General features: G+C 71.4%; 17 protein-coding genes and 1 tRNA gene. All 18 read left to right on the top strand.

The window, feature by feature from the left end; genetic code table 11:
• Positions 1–8: 8 nt before the first annotated feature.
• The 18 genes from BLS70_RS16505 to BLS70_RS16420 all read left to right on the top strand — a co-directional run bounded on the left by BLS70_RS16505 (position 9) and on the right by BLS70_RS16420 (position 16219).
• Positions 9–84, top strand: a tRNA-Trp gene (locus BLS70_RS16505).
• 73 nt (positions 85–157) lie between these two features.
• The gene (gene secE / locus BLS70_RS16500) at positions 158–682 is read left to right on the top strand and encodes a preprotein translocase subunit SecE (RefSeq protein ID WP_091770201.1); all 525 of its coding nucleotides are present in this window, start codon (positions 158–160) and stop codon (positions 680–682) included.
• Positions 683–726: 44 nt separating this feature from the next.
• Positions 727–1635 carry a transcription termination/antitermination protein NusG gene (nusG, locus tag BLS70_RS16495; RefSeq protein WP_091770199.1) on the top strand — a complete coding sequence of 303 codons (909 nt, stop codon included), beginning with the start codon at positions 727–729 and terminating at the stop codon, positions 1633–1635.
• 44 nt (positions 1636–1679) lie between these two features.
• Positions 1680–2111 (top strand): 50S ribosomal protein L11, encoded by a 432-nt coding sequence (gene rplK, locus BLS70_RS16490; protein ID WP_091770197.1) that lies wholly within the window; start codon positions 1680–1682, stop codon positions 2109–2111.
• A 98-nt stretch (positions 2112–2209) separates the two neighbouring features.
• Positions 2210–2929, top strand: a complete 720-nt coding sequence (rplA, locus tag BLS70_RS16485) for a 50S ribosomal protein L1 (RefSeq protein ID WP_091770195.1) — start codon at positions 2210–2212, stop codon at positions 2927–2929.
• Positions 2930–3287: 358 nt separating this feature from the next.
• Positions 3288–3899: a 50S ribosomal protein L10 gene (gene rplJ, locus BLS70_RS16480; RefSeq protein WP_091770193.1), complete on the top strand. Its 612-nt coding sequence runs from the start codon at positions 3288–3290 to the stop codon at positions 3897–3899.
• An 18-nt stretch (positions 3900–3917) separates the two neighbouring features.
• Complete coding sequence (gene rplL, locus BLS70_RS16475; RefSeq protein ID WP_091770191.1) at positions 3918–4307, top strand: 50S ribosomal protein L7/L12; 390 nt, start codon at positions 3918–3920, stop codon at positions 4305–4307.
• Between the two features lie 315 nt (positions 4308–4622).
• Positions 4623–5744 carry an ABC transporter ATP-binding protein gene (locus BLS70_RS16470; RefSeq protein WP_091770189.1) on the top strand — a complete coding sequence of 374 codons (1122 nt, stop codon included), beginning with the start codon at positions 4623–4625 and terminating at the stop codon, positions 5742–5744.
• On the top strand, positions 5741–6556 hold the full coding sequence (locus BLS70_RS16465; RefSeq protein ID WP_255362526.1) for an MlaE family ABC transporter permease: 816 nt from the start codon (positions 5741–5743) through the stop codon (positions 6554–6556). The genes BLS70_RS16470 and BLS70_RS16465 overlap by 4 nt, the downstream gene beginning before the upstream one ends.
• Positions 6556–7422 (top strand): MlaE family ABC transporter permease, encoded by an 867-nt coding sequence (locus tag BLS70_RS16460; RefSeq protein ID WP_255362525.1) that lies wholly within the window; start codon positions 6556–6558, stop codon positions 7420–7422. Before BLS70_RS16465 ends, BLS70_RS16460 begins: the two co-directional genes overlap by 1 nt.
• 7 nt (positions 7423–7429) lie before the next feature.
• A complete protein-coding gene (locus tag BLS70_RS16455) occupies positions 7430–8803 on the top strand; it encodes an MCE family protein (RefSeq protein ID WP_091770187.1) in 1374 nt (457 codons plus the stop codon).
• Positions 8804–8811: 8 nt separating this feature from the next.
• Entirely contained in the window at positions 8812–9858 is a 1047-nt protein-coding gene (locus BLS70_RS16450; RefSeq protein ID WP_091770185.1) for an MCE family protein, read from the top strand.
• Entirely contained in the window at positions 9858–10889 is a 1032-nt protein-coding gene (locus tag BLS70_RS16445; RefSeq protein WP_091770372.1) for an MCE family protein, read from the top strand. Before BLS70_RS16450 ends, BLS70_RS16445 begins: the two co-directional genes overlap by 1 nt.
• Positions 10889–12139, top strand: coding sequence for an MCE family protein (locus BLS70_RS16440; RefSeq protein WP_091770183.1), 1251 nt, complete (start codon positions 10889–10891; stop codon positions 12137–12139). The genes BLS70_RS16445 and BLS70_RS16440 overlap by 1 nt, the downstream gene beginning before the upstream one ends.
• On the top strand, positions 12136–13407 hold the full coding sequence (locus tag BLS70_RS16435; protein WP_091770181.1) for an MCE family protein: 1272 nt from the start codon (positions 12136–12138) through the stop codon (positions 13405–13407). The genes BLS70_RS16440 and BLS70_RS16435 overlap by 4 nt, the downstream gene beginning before the upstream one ends.
• A complete protein-coding gene (locus BLS70_RS16430; protein ID WP_091770179.1) occupies positions 13404–14690 on the top strand; it encodes an MlaD family protein in 1287 nt (428 codons plus the stop codon). Before BLS70_RS16435 ends, BLS70_RS16430 begins: the two co-directional genes overlap by 4 nt.
• A gap of 49 nt (positions 14691–14739) precedes the next feature.
• Positions 14740–15417: an Rv1363c family protein gene (locus BLS70_RS16425; protein WP_091770177.1), complete on the top strand. Its 678-nt coding sequence runs from the start codon at positions 14740–14742 to the stop codon at positions 15415–15417.
• Positions 15410–16219: a hypothetical protein gene (locus BLS70_RS16420; RefSeq protein WP_143030434.1), complete on the top strand. Its 810-nt coding sequence runs from the start codon at positions 15410–15412 to the stop codon at positions 16217–16219. The genes BLS70_RS16425 and BLS70_RS16420 overlap by 8 nt, the downstream gene beginning before the upstream one ends.
• Positions 16220–16563 lie beyond the last annotated feature (344 nt).

The raw sequence follows: 16563 nt of genomic DNA, 5'->3' as shown, positions 1-16563 counted from the left end.
AGGGGACTAGGGGTGTAGCTCAATTGGCAGAGCAGCGGTCTCCAAAACCGCAGGCTGCAGGTTCAAGTCCTGTCACCCCTGCCACCGCACGGCAGGTACCGACCGACCATCCGGTCGCTCACCCGAGCGACCGCCACCACGAGGCGAGCGAGGCGCAGTGAGCGACGAGAAGCCGGGACGCGAGGACGACCCTCGCGACGCCGAGCTCACCGACGAGCAGCTCGACCGCGAGGCCCCTGGGGTCGACGACGCCGCGGAGCTCGAGGCGGCCGAGGACGCGGTGGCTGCCGAGGCCTCGGCCGAGGAGGACAAGGTCGTCGCGACCCCGGCCCGTCGCCGGGGCGGGCGGATCACCGCCGGAGACGACGAGGACGACGAGCCGGCCGAGGCCGGCAGCCGTCGTGCGGCGCGCTCCGCCTCCCGGCCCGCCGGGCGCGAGGGTGCAGGCACGCGGTCTCGTGCGGCAGCCGAGCGTGCCCGCGCCGACGAGATCCGCCGCAAGCGCTCCATCGGCCGGTTCCTCCGCGAGGTCGTCGCCGAGCTGCGCAAGGTCATCTGGCCGGGCCGGCGCGAGCTGATCACCTACACGACCGTGGTCATCGTCTTCGTGGCCTTCATGGTCGCGCTGGTCGCCGGGATGGACCTGCTCTTCTCCCGGGGCGTGATCGCCGTCTTCGGCTGACCTCCGCCCGCGCCCGCACGCCATCCGACAAGGAAGAGATATCTGTGACCGACCCCCGTGAGCCCTTCGAGACCGACAGCGCGGTCGAAGGCATCGACCTGGACGACGCCCGCTTCGAGCAGCGCGGCACCGCCGACGTCGAGACCGGCGTCGGTGAGACCGGCTCCGCCGAGGGCTCCAGCGACACCGCCGACCTGGCGATCGACGACGACGCCGAGCTGGCCCCGGGCGACGAGGTGGCCGACGCGACGCCCGAGATCGAGACGGGCGACCCCGACACCATGGCCAGCGACCCGCTCGCCGAGCCGGACACCTCATCGGAGCTGCCGGCCGTCGAGGAGGACGAGGACCCGGCCGAGGCGATGAAGAAGGCGCTGCGGATCGCTCCCGGCGACTGGTACGTCGTGCACAGCTACGCGGGCTACGAGAACAAGGTGAAGACCAACCTCGAGGCGCGCATCCAGTCCCTCGACGTGGAGGACTACATCTACCAGATCGAGGTGCCCACCGAGGAGGTCACCGAGATCAAGAACGGCAAGCGCGCCCAGGTCAACCGCAAGGTCCTGCCGGGGTACCTGCTCGTGCGGATGGAGCTCAACGACGAGTCGTGGGGCGCCGTGCGCAACACCCCCGGGGTCACCGGGTTCGTCGGCGCCACGTCCAAGCCCTCGCCGCTGACCCTCGACGAGGTCGTCAAGATCCTCGTCCCGGCCACCGCCCCGCAGGCCGCCCGCGCCGCCGGTGGCGAGGCCACCCCGGCCGCGGCCGCGCCCGCCGCGCTCGTCGACTTCGAGGTCGGCGAGTCCGTCACCGTCATGGACGGGCCGTTCGCGACCCTTCCCGCCACGATCAACGAGATCAACGCCGAGCAGCAGAAGCTGCAGGTGCTGGTCTCCATCTTCGGCCGCGAGACGCCCGTCGAGCTGTCGTTCAACCAGGTCAGCAAGATCTGACGCCCCCGCGGCGTCAGCTGATCCACCACCGATAGAAGGAAGTCATGCCCCCCAGGAAGCGGTTGACCGCGGTCATCAAGCTCCAGATCAAGGCCGGCGCGGCCACCCCCGCGCCGCCCGTGGGTCCGGCGCTCGGCCAGCACGGCGTCAACATCATGGAGTTCTGCAAGGCCTACAACGCCGCCACGGAGTCCCAGCGCGGCGACGTGGTCCCGGTCGAGATCTCGGTCTTCGAGGACCGCTCGTTCACCTTCGTCACCAAGACCCCGCCGGCCGCGCGCATGCTGCTCAAGGCCGCCGGTGTCGAGAAGGGCTCGGGCGAGCCGCACAAGACCAAGGTCGCCACGGTCACCCGTGACCAGGTCCGCGAGATCGCCACCACCAAGATGGTCGACCTCAACGCCAACGACCTGGACCAGGCCGAGAAGATCATCGCCGGCACCGCCCGGTCGATGGGGATCACCGTCACCGGCTGACGGGTCCCACCCTCGCACCACCCTTGCACCAGTGGGAGGGCCACGCCTGGCCCGCGAACCACACGATCCCCGGCACAGCCCGGGCGAGAGGATCCACCATGGCGAAGCACGGCAAGAAGTTCCGGTCCGCGGCCGAGAAGGTCGACCGGGACAACCTCTACTCCCCGCTCCAGGCCGCCGCCCTGGCGAAGGAGACGTCCACGACGTCCTACGACGCCACCGTCGAGGTCGCCATGCGCCTGGGCGTCGACCCGCGCAAGGCCGACCAGATGGTCCGCGGCACGGTCAACCTGCCCCACGGCACCGGCAAGACCGCCCGCGTCATCGTCTTCGCGACCGGTGACAAGGCCGCCGAGGCCGAGGCCGCCGGCGCCGACGTCGTCGGCTCGGACGACCTGATCGAGCGGATCCAGGGCGGCTTCCTCGACTTCGACGCCGCGATCGCGACGCCGGACCAGATGGCCAAGGTCGGCCGGATCGCCCGCATCCTCGGCCCCCGTGGCCTGATGCCGAACCCGAAGACCGGCACCGTGACCCCGGACGTCACCAAGGCGGTCAACGACATCAAGGGCGGAAAGATCAACTTCCGCGTCGACAAGCAGGCCAACCTGCACCTGGTGATCGGCAAGGCCTCCTTCGACCAGGACAAGCTGGTCGAGAACTACGCGGCCGCTCTCGACGAGGTGCTCCGCGCCAAGCCGTCGTCGGCCAAGGGCCGCTACGTCAAGAAGGTCACCATCTCCACGACCATGGGCCCCGGCATCCCGGTCGACCCGAACCGCACCCGCAACCTGCTGGTGGACGAGCCGTCGCAGTAAGAGAAGGACCTCGTCTCCCCACCCTTCGCAAGCTCAGGGCGGGCCCGGGACGAGCCCACGGAGGCCCCGCAGCGCACGTCGCTGCGGGGCCTCCGTGCGTCGCGGGGCACGCGTCGCGTACGCTTGCTCCTGTTCCCCCCAAGACCGTTGGTCGTCGCACGTCCGCGTGCGATCGAAGGTCCCGGAGTTCCGGGCGACCCGCGCAGGAGGACGGTTCGATCGGCGGCGTTGCGCGCACAGCACGCATCCCGCCCCTCGCCCCGTGCGCCCTGCGCCGGGGCGTTCCCCGTCTCCGGGGCACCCGATCGCCCGCGCTCGCGCGATGGCCAGGGGTCGCCCGACAGACGAGAGGAGGCCCATGCCCACGCAGGCGAAGGCCGCGGTGATCGACGAGATCACCGAGCGGTTCCAGAACTCGAGTGCGGCGGTGCTCACCGAGTACCGCGGGCTGACCGTGGCGCAGCTGACCGAGCTGCGTCGTTCCCTCGGTGCGGGCAGCACGTACGCCGTCGTCAAGAACACCCTGACGAAGCGGGCGGCGGACTCGGTCGGTTTCTCCGACCTGAGCCCGCTGCTCAACGGCCCGACCGCGATCGCCTTCCTCGAAGGTGACCCGGTCGAGGGCGCCAAGGCTCTCCGCGACTTCGCGAGGGCCAACCCGCTGCTCGTCGTCAAGGGCGGCGTGGTCGACGGCCGCACGGTCGACGCCTCCGAGGTCACCCGCCTCGCCGACGTCGAGCCCCGTGAGGTCCTGCTGGCCAAGCTGGCCGGCGCGATGAAGGGCAACCTGACCAAGGCTGCCGGGCTGTTCCAGGCCCCGCTGTCGCAGGTCGCCCGCCTCGCCGCCGCGCTGCAGGAGAAGAAGGCCGCCGACGCACCGGCTGCCGAGGCTCCTGCCGCTGACGACGCACCTGCTGCTGACACCACCCCCGAGACCGACGCTGCCGCCGCCGACGCGGCCGGCGAGTGACCTGAGAAGGAGACAGACATGGCCAAGATTTCCAGCGCGGACCTGCTCGACGCTTTCAAGGAGATGACCCTCCTCGAGCTGTCCGACTTCGTGAAGCAGTTCGAGGAGACGTTCGACGTCACCGCTGCTGCCCCCGTGGCCGTCGCGGCCGCCGGCCCCGCCGGTGGCGGCGCTGCCCCCGAGGCCGCTGCCGAGCAGGACGAGTTCGACGTCATCCTCGAGGCTGCCGGCGACAAGAAGATCCAGGTCATCAAGGAGGTGCGCGGCCTGACGTCCCTCGGCCTCAAGGAGGCCAAGGACCTGGTCGACAACGCGCCGAAGCCGGTCCTGGAGAAGGTCGCCAAGGACGCCGCGGAGAAGGCCAAGGCCGCCCTCGAGGGCGCCGGCGCCACGGTCACCGTCAAGTGACCCCCTCCCCGGCCTGAGCCGGGGACAGCACCACCAGCACGGCAGCAGGGGCCGTCCTCCTCCGGGAGGGCGGCCCCTGTCGTGTCCCCTGGGCGGGGGAACGTGGAGCACCGCCGGACGGATGCATGGAGATGCGGGTCACGTGAAAGGCGTGACACACGTAACCTGATGGCTGCGTGTTCGTTACCGACGAGTAGGCAGTGCGCGCACAGCACCTCCGGATGCGGAACGGGCTGTGCTCCAGCACACTGCCGGGGCTCGTCGTTGCGGCGGGACGGGGACCCGGTAGCAGTACCGGAGCGGGAGGCGGGGATCGTGGGCGTCGCAGTCGAGGTCGAGGGTCTGTCGAAGTCGTTCGGCAGCCAGAACATCTGGAGCGACGTCACCCTGACCCTGCCGCCCGGGGAGATCTCCGTCCTGCTCGGTCCCTCGGGCACGGGCAAGTCGGTGTTCCTGAAGTCGCTGGTGGGCCTGCTGAAGCCCGAGCGGGGCTCGATCGTCATCAAGGACACCGACATCGTCCGGACCAGCGAGCACAAGCTCTACGAGATCCGGAAGCTCTTCGGCGTGCTGTTCCAGGACGGCGCCCTGTTCGGGTCGATGAACCTGTTCGACAACATCGCCTTCCCCCTGCGCGAGCACACGAAGAAGAGCGAGTCCGAGGTCAAGTCCATCGTCCTCGAGAAGATGGACATGGTCGGCCTGCAGGGCGCCGAGGGGAAGCTCCCCGGCGAGATCTCCGGCGGCATGCGCAAGCGCGCCGGGCTCGCTCGCGCCCTGGTGCTCGACCCGGAGATCATCCTGTTCGACGAGCCGGACTCCGGTCTCGACCCGGTGCGCGTGGCCTACCTCAACCAGCTGATCGTCGACCTGAACGCACAGATCGACGCCACCTTCCTGATCGTCACCCACGACATCGGCACGGCGCGGACGGTTCCCGACAACCTCGGTCTCCTCTTCCGCAAGAACCTGGTGATGTTCGGCCCCCGCGAGCAGCTGCTCACCTCGCAGGAGCCGGTGGTCCGACAGTTCCTCAACGGCCGCCGCGAGGGGCCCATCGGGATGAGCGAGGAGAAGGACGTCGCCCAGGTCGAGGCCGAGATGGCCGCCCTGGAGGCCCGCGGCGGCGACTCGCACAACGGCGTCGGCCCGAAGGGTGCCAGCGGCGGTGAGGCCGTCCCGCCGCAGCTGACCCCGTCCGAGGGGCTGCCCGAGCGCCAGGCCGAGCGGCGCCGGCAGGAGCGCGTCGCGCGCATGCTGCACGAGTTCGACGAGACCACGCAGGCCGCCATCCGTCAGTCGCTCCCCGGGGAGCTGTTGGCGCAGGCGGACGCGGGCGTCTTCGCGCCCACGGCCGGCCAAGGTGGGCGGCACTGGGCGCCGGAGGCGGGTGCGTCGGCCACGACCGTCCTGCCTCGGTCGGGCGGCAGCTCGTGAGCACCAGCGAAGAGCCGAAGGCGCCGGGTCTCCTGGACGGGCGCTTCTCGCCCACCCGACCGTTGGCCGCGAGCGGCAACCTGTTCGCCTTCGCGCTCGACGTCCTCAAGGCACTGCCCAAGCGACCGTTCCAGCTGCGCGAGTTCATCCAGCAGGCCTGGTTCGTCGCGAGCGTGACGATCATCCCCACCGCGCTGGTCGCGATCCCGTTCGGCGCGGTGATCGCCCTGCAGCTGGGATCGCTCACCCGACAGCTCGGTGCCCAGTCGTTCACCGGGTCGGCATCGGTCCTCGCCGTGCTGCGCGAGGCCAGCCCCATCGTCACCGCCCTGCTCATCGCCGGGGCGGGTGGCTCGGCCATCTGCGCCGACCTGGGGGCCCGCAAGATCCGTGACGAGATCGACGCGATGGAGGTGCTGGGCATCAGCCCGATCCAGCGCCTCGTCGTCCCGCGGGTGCTGGCCGCCATGCTGGTGGCGGTCCTGCTCAACGGGCTGGTGAGCGTCGTGGGCGTCGCCGGCGGCTACTTCTTCAACGTGGTGCTGCAGGGCGGGACACCGGGCGCCTACCTCTCGTCCTTCAGTGCGCTGGCCCAGATCGAGGACTTCTGGGCGTCGGAGACGAAGGCCCTGGTGTTCGGGCTCATCGCCGGCATCGTCGCGTCGTACAAGGGGCTCAACGCAGGCGGTGGCCCGAAGGGCGTCGGCGACGCGGTGAACCAGTCCGTCGTCATCACCTTCATCCTGCTGTTCGCCGTGAACCTCGTGATGACGGCGATCTACTTCCAGCTCGTCCCGCCGAAGGGGTCGTGATGGCGCTCTTCTCCCCGGTGGACCGGGTCAAGGTCGGCCTGCGACGGCTCAAGCGCGTGGGCAGGCAGCCGCTGGACACGCTCGAGAACCTCGGCGACCAGCTCGGCTTCTACGGCCGCGCCCTGGCGTGGACCCCCCGCACGCTGCGGCGCTACAAGAAGGAGGTCATGCGGCTGCTGGCCGAGGTGACCTTCGGGACCGGCGCACTGGCGGTCATCGGAGGAACGGTCGGCGTCATCGCCGCCCTGTCCTTCTTCACGGGCTCCGCCGTCGGCCTGCAGGGCTACGCCGCCCTCGACCAGCTGGGCACCTCCGCGTTCACCGGCTTCCTGTCGGCCTACTTCAACACCCGCGAGATCGCCCCGCTGGTCGCCGGCGTGGCGCTCTCGGCGACGGTCGGCTGCGGGTTCACCGCGCAGATCGGCGCCATGCGGATCAACGAGGAGATCGACGCCCTCGAGGTCATGGGCGTGCCCTCGCTGCCGTTCCTCGTGACCACCCGCATCATCGCCGGGTTCATCGCCGTCATCCCGCTCTACGTGCTGGGTCTGCTGACCAGCTACTTCGCCACCCGCACCATCGTCACTCAGGCGTACGGGCAGTCGGCGGGAACGTACGACCACTACTTCAACCTGTTCCTCCCCCCGGAGGACGTGCTGTGGTCCTTCCTCAAGGTGCTGGTCTTCGCCGTGGTGGTCATCCTGACCCACTGCTACTACGGCTACCGGGCCAGCGGGGGTCCGTCGGGCGTCGGCATGGCGGTCGGCCGGGCGGTGCGCTTCTCCATCGTGGCGATCAACGTCATCGACCTCTTCCTGTCGCTGGCCATCTGGGGCTCGACCACGACCGTCCGGATCGCGGGGTGACCGACCGATGAGCAGGAGCAAGGTGATCCGCACCCGCCTGCAGGGTGTGGCGTTCCTCGCCGTCCTCGTGCTGCTGCTCGGCCTGGCCGTCGCGCAGTACAACAAGGCGTTCGCCGACGTCGTCCGGGTGACGCTGGAGGCGGACACGGCCGGCAACCAGCTCCAGGCGGCCTCCGACGTGAAGGTGCGCGGCGTCATCGTCGGCGAGGTGCGCGACGTGGAGGCCAGTGCGGACGGCGCCGTGATCGAGCTCGCGATCGATCCGGAGCACCTCGAGCAGATCCCCGCCGACGTGACCGCGCGGCTGCTGCCCAAGACCCTCTTCGGCGAGCGTTTCGTGTCCCTCGAGCTGCCGGAGAACCCGAGCGCGGAACGGCTGGCCGACGGCGACGTCATCGGCCAGGACCGGACGAGCAACGCCATCGAGCTGCAGCGGGTGATCGACGACACGCTGCCGCTGCTCCAGGCGGTGCAGCCCGAGGACCTCGCCTTCACCCTGGGTGCCGTCGCGGACGCCGTCCGCGGCCGCGGTGACGAGCTGGGCGCGAACCTGGCCGCGACCGGCGAGTACATCGGGGAGCTCAACACCGTGCTGCCCGAACTGCAGGCGGACATCTCCGGCGTGGCCGACTTCGCCGAGACCTACGAGGGCGCCGCCGACGACCTGCTGGCCGTGCTGGACAACCTTGCCGTCACCAACACCACCGTGGTCGACCAGGAGGAGCAGCTGCGCCGCACGTTCAGCGTGGGCACCAGCTCCTCCAACGTGGCCGCCGGCTTCCTCGAGCGCAACGAGCGCAACCTCATCTCGCTGGCGGAGACGTCGCGGCCGGTGCTCGGGCTCTTCGCCGAGTACTCGCCGGTCTACCCCTGTCTGCTCGACGGGCTGGCCTCCTCCGTGCCCCGCATCGGCGAGACCTTCGGCACCGACGGCGACCCGGCGCTGAACCTGAACATCGTCTTCACCCTGCCGCCGCGGAACCCCTACGTCCCGGGCGACCAGCCGATCTACGCCGACACGGCGGCGCCGGACTGCCGCGGCCTGGACGACATCGAGGGAGAGATCGCGCAGGCCCAGGCGGGGGAGTACTACTGCCCCTACCCGCCCCTCGACGGCATCGATTCGCCGGAGAGCGAACTGCGCGAGGAGCCCGCCTGCTACGCCGGCGGCGCCGACGACGGCGGCAACCCGAACAACGTGCCCGGTGGCGCGCGGGCGGGGGAGTCCTTGCCGGACGTGCTCGCCGGATCCTCGGCCGAGCTCGACTTCGTGCGCAGCATCCTCGCGTTCCAGACGGGCGACGAGCCCGGTGACGTGTCCGACCTGGGTGCTGCCACCCTGGCGCCGGTCCTGCGGGGGAAGAACGTGATGTTCCGATGAAGGGTCAGATGAGAGGCCTCGGCGCACCGCTGGTCAAGCTCGTCGCGTTCGCGCTCGTCACGATCATGGCGGCCTACGTGCTCATCACGACCATCACGAACGCCGGCTACGGGGAGCAGCTGACCTACCGGGCCCAGTTCACCGACGTGGCCGGGCTGGTCGAGGGCGACGAGGTGCGCATCGCCGGCGTCCGGGTCGGCCAGGTGGTGGGCATCGGGCTGGCGGAGGAGACCGAGCGCCCGGTCGCCGAGGTGGAGCTGGAGGTGGGCGAGTCGGTGTCGCTCCCGAGCAGCGTCGAGGCGACCATCCGCTTCCGGAACCTCGTCGGCCAGCGGTACATCGCTCTCACCGAGGGCGAGGGCGCCGGCGGGGACACGCTCGATTCCGGGGCGGTGATCCCGGTCGCGCAGACGACGAACGCCCTCGACCTCACGATCCTGTTCGGGGGCTTCCAGCCGCTGCTGCAGGCGCTGTCGCCGGAGGACGTGAACCGGGTCTCGTTCGAGATCATCCAGGTCTTCCAGGGCGAGGGCGGGACCGTGGAGAGCCTGCTCGGGCACGTCGGCTCGCTCACCAACAGCCTGGCCGACCGCGACCAGGTGATCGGCAGCGTCATCGACAACCTGACCACCGTCATGGGCACGCTGGCCGCCCGCGACGAGCAGCTGTCGGGCCTGGTGGTCAGCCTCCAGGAGTTCGTCACCGGTCTGGCGGGCGACCGGGAGGTCATCTTCGACTCCCTGGCCACCATCGACCAGCTGGCCACGGCCACCAGCGGCTTCCTGGAGGACGCGCGCGCTCCGCTGACCGCCGACATCCAGGCGCTGGACGACCTGTCGCGCAACCTCGGTGACACCGGGGACGTGGTCGAGCGCTTCCTGCAGACCGTGCCGGCCAAGCTCGACCTCACCACCCGGACCGCCATCAACGGCAGCTGGTTCAACTTCTTCCTCTGCCGGGCCGGCGGCACCGTGACGCTGCCCGCAACCCCGCTCGGCGGGGCGCCGGTGGCCCAGACGTTCGAGTTCGAGAGCGGCGCGGAGGGGTGCAGCTGATGGCTCGCCGGTCCACGAACTTCCGAGACCGCAACCCGGTGATCGTCGGGGCGGTCAGCCTCGGCGTCGTCCTCGCCGTCGTACTCCTCGCCTTCAACGCGCAGTCGCTGCCGCTGATCGGCGGCGGGACCGTCTACAAGGCGCAGTTCTCCGAGGCCGCGGGCCTGCAGGCCGACGACCCGGTGCGCGTCGCCGGTGTCAAGGTCGGCAGCGTCGAGAGCCTCGCGCTCGAGGACGGCGCGGTCACCGTGGAGTTCCGGGTGAAGGACGCCTTCGTCGGGGACCGCTCGGAGGCGGCGATCAAGATCGAGACCGTGCTCGGCGCCAAGTACGTGGCGCTGGTGCCGCGGGGATCGCAGGAGCTGGACCCCGACGACCGCATCCCGCTGGAGCGGACGGCGTCGCCCTACGACGTCGTCGAGGCCTTCGCCGACCTCTCCACGACCGTGCAGGACATCGACACCGGGCAGCTCGCGGCCAGCTTCGAGGTGCTCGCCGACACCTTCGCCGAGACGCCCGAGGAGGTGCAGACCTCGCTCCAGGGTCTCGCGCGCCTCTCGGACACCATCGCCTCGCGGGACGCCGAACTGCGCCAGCTGCTCTCCTCGACCCGCCAGGTCACCCAGGTCCTCGCCGACCGCAACGGGGAGTTCACCCAGTTGATCCTCGACTCCAACACGCTGCTCACCGAGGTGCAGGAGCGGCGCGAGCTCATCGACTCGATCCTGGAGAGCACCCAGCAGCTCGCCGGGCAGCTCTCCGGCCTCGTGGAGGACAACCGCGAGGTGCTCACGCCGGCCCTGCAGCAGCTCTCCCGGGTCACGGAGATCCTGTCCCGCAACCGGGCCGCCCTGGCCGAGACGGTGAAGGAGCTGGCGCCCTTCGTGCGCGTCTTCACCAACACCCTCGGCAACGGCCGCTGGTTCGACAGCTTCGTCAACGACCTCATCCCCACCGTCGTCGGCGCGGCCGTCTGCGGCGCGGCCAGCACCCCGCTGACCGGCTGCACCCCGACCGAGGGAGGTCGCTGATGAGCGGCAGCCTGCAGCGCGCCGTGGCCCTGACGGCGGCGTTCGTGCTCCTCGTCGCCGTCGGGTGGACCGTCCTGCGCCCGGCCGGTCAGTACCGGGTGACCGCCTTCTTCGACGAGACGGTCGGCCTGTACCCCGGCTCGGACGTCCGGGTGCTGGGCATCGCCATCGGCACGATCGACGACGTGGTGCCCCTGGGCGACCGGGTCCGCGTCGAGATGAGCATCGACGAGGACTACGACGTCCCCGCCGACGCCGACGCGATCATCCTTGCGCCCTCGCTGGTCTCCGACCGCTACGTCCAGCTCTCCCCGGTCTACGACGGGGGCGCCGCGATGGAGGACGGCGCGGAGATCCCGCTGGACCGCACCGCCATCCCGGTCGAACTCGACGCGGTGTACGGCGCGCTCGACGAGCTGTCGGCGGCCCTCGGCCCCACCGGCGCCAACGCGAACGGAGCGCTGTCCGACCTCGTCGACGTCGGGGCGGCCAACCTGGAAGGCAACGGTGACGAGCTGAACCGCACCCTCACCGGCTTCTCGCAGGCGGTCGAGACGCTCGCCGAGAACCGCGACGACCTGTTCGGGTCCCTGGAGAACCTCCAGACGTTCACCAGTGCGCTGGCCACGATCGACGCGCAGGTGGGCCAGTTCAACGACAACATGGCCGCGGTCGCCGACCTGCTCGAGGGCGAGCGCGCCGACCTCCAGGAGGCGGTGGCCCTGCTCAGCGATGCCCTGGGCGACGTGGCCGGTTTCGTGCGGGACAACACGGCGCTGCTGACGACGAACGTCGACCGGCTCGCGGACGTGACCCTCGTGCTGGTGCAGCAGCGCGCCAAGCTCGCCGAGGTGCTCGACGTGGCGCCGGCGGCGCTGAGCAACCTCGCCCGCGCCTACAACCCCGACTTCGGCACGCTGGACACGCGGGACAACGGGCTCGGCTCCCTCAACGCCGAGGTGGTGGTGTGCGGGTTGCTGGCGCAGGCAGGCCGGATCGAGCTCCAGCTGCCCTTGCCGCTCCCCGACCTCACCGGTCCGCTCCGCGACACCGTCCAGGACGTCTGCTCGCGGCTGCTGTCCGGTGACGCGGACGCCAACGGCACCGTCGACGACCTCAACGGCAACGGCGTCCCCGACTACGAGGAGCTGCGCGACGCGCTCCTCGGCGGTGGCGGTGGCGGTGGCGGCGGCGGAGGCGGCGGCATCCTCCCGGGCCTGCCCCCGGTCCTCCCGGCGGGTGCCCCGTGACCGGCCGGTGGCAGCGGGCCGGCGCGCTCGCGGTCGGGGTGCTCGTGCTCGGCGGCTGCGGCTTCCGTGGCGCGTACTCGGTGAGCCTGCCGGGCGGTGCCGACCTCGGTGACGACCCGTACACGGTGGAGGTCGAGTTCCTCGACGTCCTCGACCTCGTGCCCCAGTCCGGCGTGCGCGTCGCCGATGTGCCCGTCGGCCGGGTGGACGGCATCGAGCTGGACGAGGAGAACTGGACGGCGGTCGTCACCATCAAGGTCAACGGTGACGTCGACCTGCCGGCCAACGCGGTGGCGGCGATCCAGCAGTCCTCGCTCCTCGGCGAGAAGTACGTGGAGCTGGCCGCCCCCGGGAACGAGGAACCGGAGGGGCGCCTGGACGACGGGGCGCGGATCACGCTGGACCGCACCAACCGCAACGTCGAGGTCGAGGAGCTCCTCGGGGCGCTCTCGCTGGTGCTCAACGGTGGTGGGCTGACCCAGCTCCAGACGATCAACCGCGAGCTCGGTGACGCGCTGGAGGGCCGCGAGGCCGAGATCAAGGACACCCTGGACCAGCTGGACACCTTCATCGGGGGGCTGGACGAGCAGCGGGCCGAGATCAACCGTGCCCTCGACCGCGTCGACGAGCTCGCGGCGACGCTCGCGGAGCGGACCGCGACCATCGAGACGGCCCTCGACACCATCGGCCCGGGGCTCGACGTCATCAACGAGCAGCGCGGGCTGCTCGTCTCGATGCTCGAGGGCCTGGCCCGGCTCGGCGACGTCGGCACGCGGATCATCGACGCGTCGGCGGTCAACACCATCGAGGACCTGAAGCTGCTGCAGCCGATCCTCAGCCAGCTGGCCGCGGCCGGCCCGGACCTGGCGAACTCGCTGGAGCTGCTGCTGACCTACCCGTTCCCCGACAGCTCCCTGTCGGCGCTGAACTACCGCCAGGCGCAGTCCGGTGGCATGGCGCTGTTCACCAACATGACCGCGACGGTCGACCTGGACCTCACCCAGCTGCTCTGCCGGTACGTCGTCGACCAGAGCGGCGCGCTGCGCGAACTCCCGTTGACGGAGGCGCTGAGCCAGGGGAAGTGCGGTACCGAGGGCGGGGCGGCCTCGCCGGCCGGTGGCGGTGCCGGCACCCCGGCGCCCGCGCCGTCCCAGGGCGGGCTGCCCGGGCTCGGCGACCTCCCCGGCCAGGTCCTGGACCAGCTGCCGCAGGCCGACCAGGCGACCGGTCGCCCGGGTCTGCCGCTCGTCACGGAGGTGGGACCGTGATCGCCCGCGCGACCAAGATCAGGCTGGTGGCCTTCGTCACCCTCTCCGTCGTGGCGATGGCCTACCTCGGCTTCAACTACGTCGGCCTCGACCGCGTCCTCTTCGGCGGCAGCTACGAGGTGGCGGCCGACTTCGAGCAGTCCGGTGGGATCTTCGTCAACGCCGAGGTGACCTACCGCGGCGTCGCCGTCGGCCGGGTCACCGACATGCAGGTCGTGGAGGACGGCGTCCGCGTGGTCCTCCGCATCGACCCCGACGCCGAGGCCATCCCCGCCGACACCGAGGCCGCGGTCGCCACCCGGAGCGCGGTGGGGGAGCAGTACGTCATCCTGCGGCCCACCGGCGAGGGGGAGCCCTACCTCGAGGACGGCTCGGTCATCCCCAAGGAGCGCACCAGCACCCCCGTGCCGGTGGAGCAGATGCTGCTCAACCTCGACGAGCTCGTCGGCTCGATCGACCAGGACAACCTCCGGATCGTGATCGAGGAGCTCGGGCGGGCGTTCGAGGGCGCCGGGGACGACCTCGGGCGCCTCATCGACAACGGGAACCTGCTCCTGGCCCGGGCCACCGAGTCCCTCCCGCAGACCCTGGCCCTGATCACCGACGGCCAGACGGTGCTGGACACGCAGCGGGACAGCCGGTCTGCGATCCGCGCGTGGGCGGCGGACCTGCGCCTGGTCACCGACACCCTGGTCGACATGGACCCCGACCTGCGCGAGATCCTGGTCAACGCGCCCGACGCCGGGGAGTCGCTGCAGACCCTCGTGGAGGACGCCGGTCCGGGCCTCGGCTCGCTGGTCCGCAACCTCGACGTCCTCAACGGGGTCACGATCCCGCGCCTCGACGGCGTGCGCCAGATGCTGGTCACCTACCCGGACGCGGTGACCGGCGGCTTCACCGTCGTCCGCCGCGACGAGGACGGCGTGCTGCGCTCGCACTTCGGGTTCGTGCTGAACGCGGGGGACCCGCACGCCTGCACCACCGGCTACGTGCCGAGCTCGTCCACCCCGACGCAGGGGGCGGTCGAGTCCGTCGACACCGACGCCGTCCGCTGCGGTGTCGTCAACGGTGTCGACCCCGCGCCCGGGGACGGCTACGACGAGAACGGGTCTAACATCCGCGGCGAGCAGAACATCGGCCGCGACGGCGGCCAGGCCGGCGCCCCCCAGGAGGGTCCGGGCGGAGTCGGGGGTCTTCCCGCTGCGCCCGGTCCGCTCGCGCCGCTCACCGACCTGCTGGGCGGACTGGTCTCGGCCAGTCCCTTCTCCAGCGTCGCGGGGTGAGCGGGATGCCGACGGCCGACACCGCCCACCGACCTGGAGGAGTGCCCGCGTGACCAGCGATGCGCGGACCGGCGCGCGGGCCGGGGGAGCGACCGCTCCTGTCCCCGGCGACGGCGTCTCCGTCGTGCCGGCCGACCACCCCGCCGTGCGTGCGGCCGCCGACGAGCAGGAGACGGTCGAGGCCGTGGTACCGGGCGACGGCGAGCCGCCGCTGACCGGACGGCGCGCCCGGCTGTCCATCCCGCTGCTGCCCGCACTCGCGGTTCTCCTGGTCCTGCTCCTCGCCGGGGTGGCCTTCCTCTGGTTCACCCGCCCCGGGGACTCCTCCGTCCGCACCGGCGAGTACGGGGCCGCGCTGCAGGCGGCGCGCTCCGGCGTCGTGGATCTGACGTCCTTCGACTACCTGACCCTGGACGACGACATCGAGCAGATCCGCCGGGTCGCGACCGGCGACCTGCGCGACGACTCGGTGTCCGAGCTCGAGGACCGGCGGGAGGAGATCGCCGAGCTGGAGGCCGTCGTCAACACCGAGATCATCGGTGCGGGCGTCACCCGTGCCGACACCGAGGACGCGACGGTCCTCCTGGTGATCCAGGCGACGCAGGAGAGCGCGGCGAGCGAGCAGGTGCAGGTCTCGCGGTACCGCCTCGAGGTGAACCTGGAGAAGTCCGGCGACCGGTGGCTCCTGTCCGGGATCACGGGAACGGGGTCCGCGGGCGATGAGTGACGACCGCCTCCCCGGCGAGCGCCCGCGGCCCACGCCGCGCGCCCGCCCCGCGGCCCCGCGCCCCAGCCCTGCTCCCCGGGCCCGTGTCGCCGGCAGCCGCCGCGACCGCGAGGACGCCGTGGAGCCGACCCGTTCCGCGGCAGCGGAGCTCCCGGCGACCGCCGGCGCGGCGGTGCAGGAGGACGCAGCGCCTGCCCCGGCGCCGCGGGCTCGCACGCGGCGCACCCCGTCGTCCGCCGGCGCGGATGCCGCCGCCGGCACTGCCCGGCGCCGGTTGCCGGCCGCCCTGCTCGTCCTGGCGCTGCTCTGCGTGGCGGCGGCCGCCGGTGGTGGTGTGCTGCTCTGGCAGAGGCTGAACCCCACGCACGTCGACCCGGAGATCCTCACCGCGGCCCGCAGCGGCATCCAGGCGGTCTACGCGTACGACTACGAGGACTCCGAGGGCAGCGTGCAGGGCAAGCTCGACGCGCTCACCGGCGACCTGCGCGACCAGTACGAGCAGGACCTCACCGACGGCGGCATCATCAGCTCCTACGAGCAGGTGTCGGCGACGACCCGGTACGAGGTGCTCGACGTCGGCGTGCAGCAGGTCGACGAGTCCCAGGAGTCCGCGACGGTGGTCGTCTTCGGCCAGTACGTGCTGAAGTCGGTCAACAGCGGCACCCAGCCGGCCCCCGAGGGTTCGGAGTGCCAGGTGACGCCCGAGGGGGCCCAGTCCTGCGTGCAGACGGTCCGGGCGACGCTGGTCGACGTCGACGGCGATTGGAAGATCAGCGAGCTCACGGTGCTCACCACGAGCTGAGCCCTCGGCGTGGCGGTCGGACAGCCGCCGGTCGGCTGGCATCATGGCTGCACCGCCCCGGCGCGCGGACCGTGTCCCGCCCGGTTGTGGCGCCGGTCGCACCGGTACCCCTGACGTGGACATCGCGCAACAGCAGGGGTAGGGTCTCCTGTTGCGCTGCCCTCCGACTGCCTGCCCGCTGAGACGGGTCACGACGGGTGCCCGGGAACCTACCGGGTCGCCCCACGCTGACCGTCGATCCGGGCGATCGCGGCCGTCGCGGACAGCCTCGCCATTACCGACGACGACCCAGGACGACCAGCACCCACCGCCCGCACGTCGTGAGGTCCTTGGAAGGACGCATC

Source organism: Blastococcus aurantiacus (assembly GCF_900102425.1).
In the GTDB taxonomy this organism is placed as follows: Bacteria; Actinomycetota; Actinomycetes; order Mycobacteriales; family Geodermatophilaceae; genus Blastococcus; species Blastococcus aurantiacus.
The sequence above is the reverse complement of the archived record's forward strand: the minus strand, read 5'-3'. Positions and strand labels throughout refer to the sequence as shown.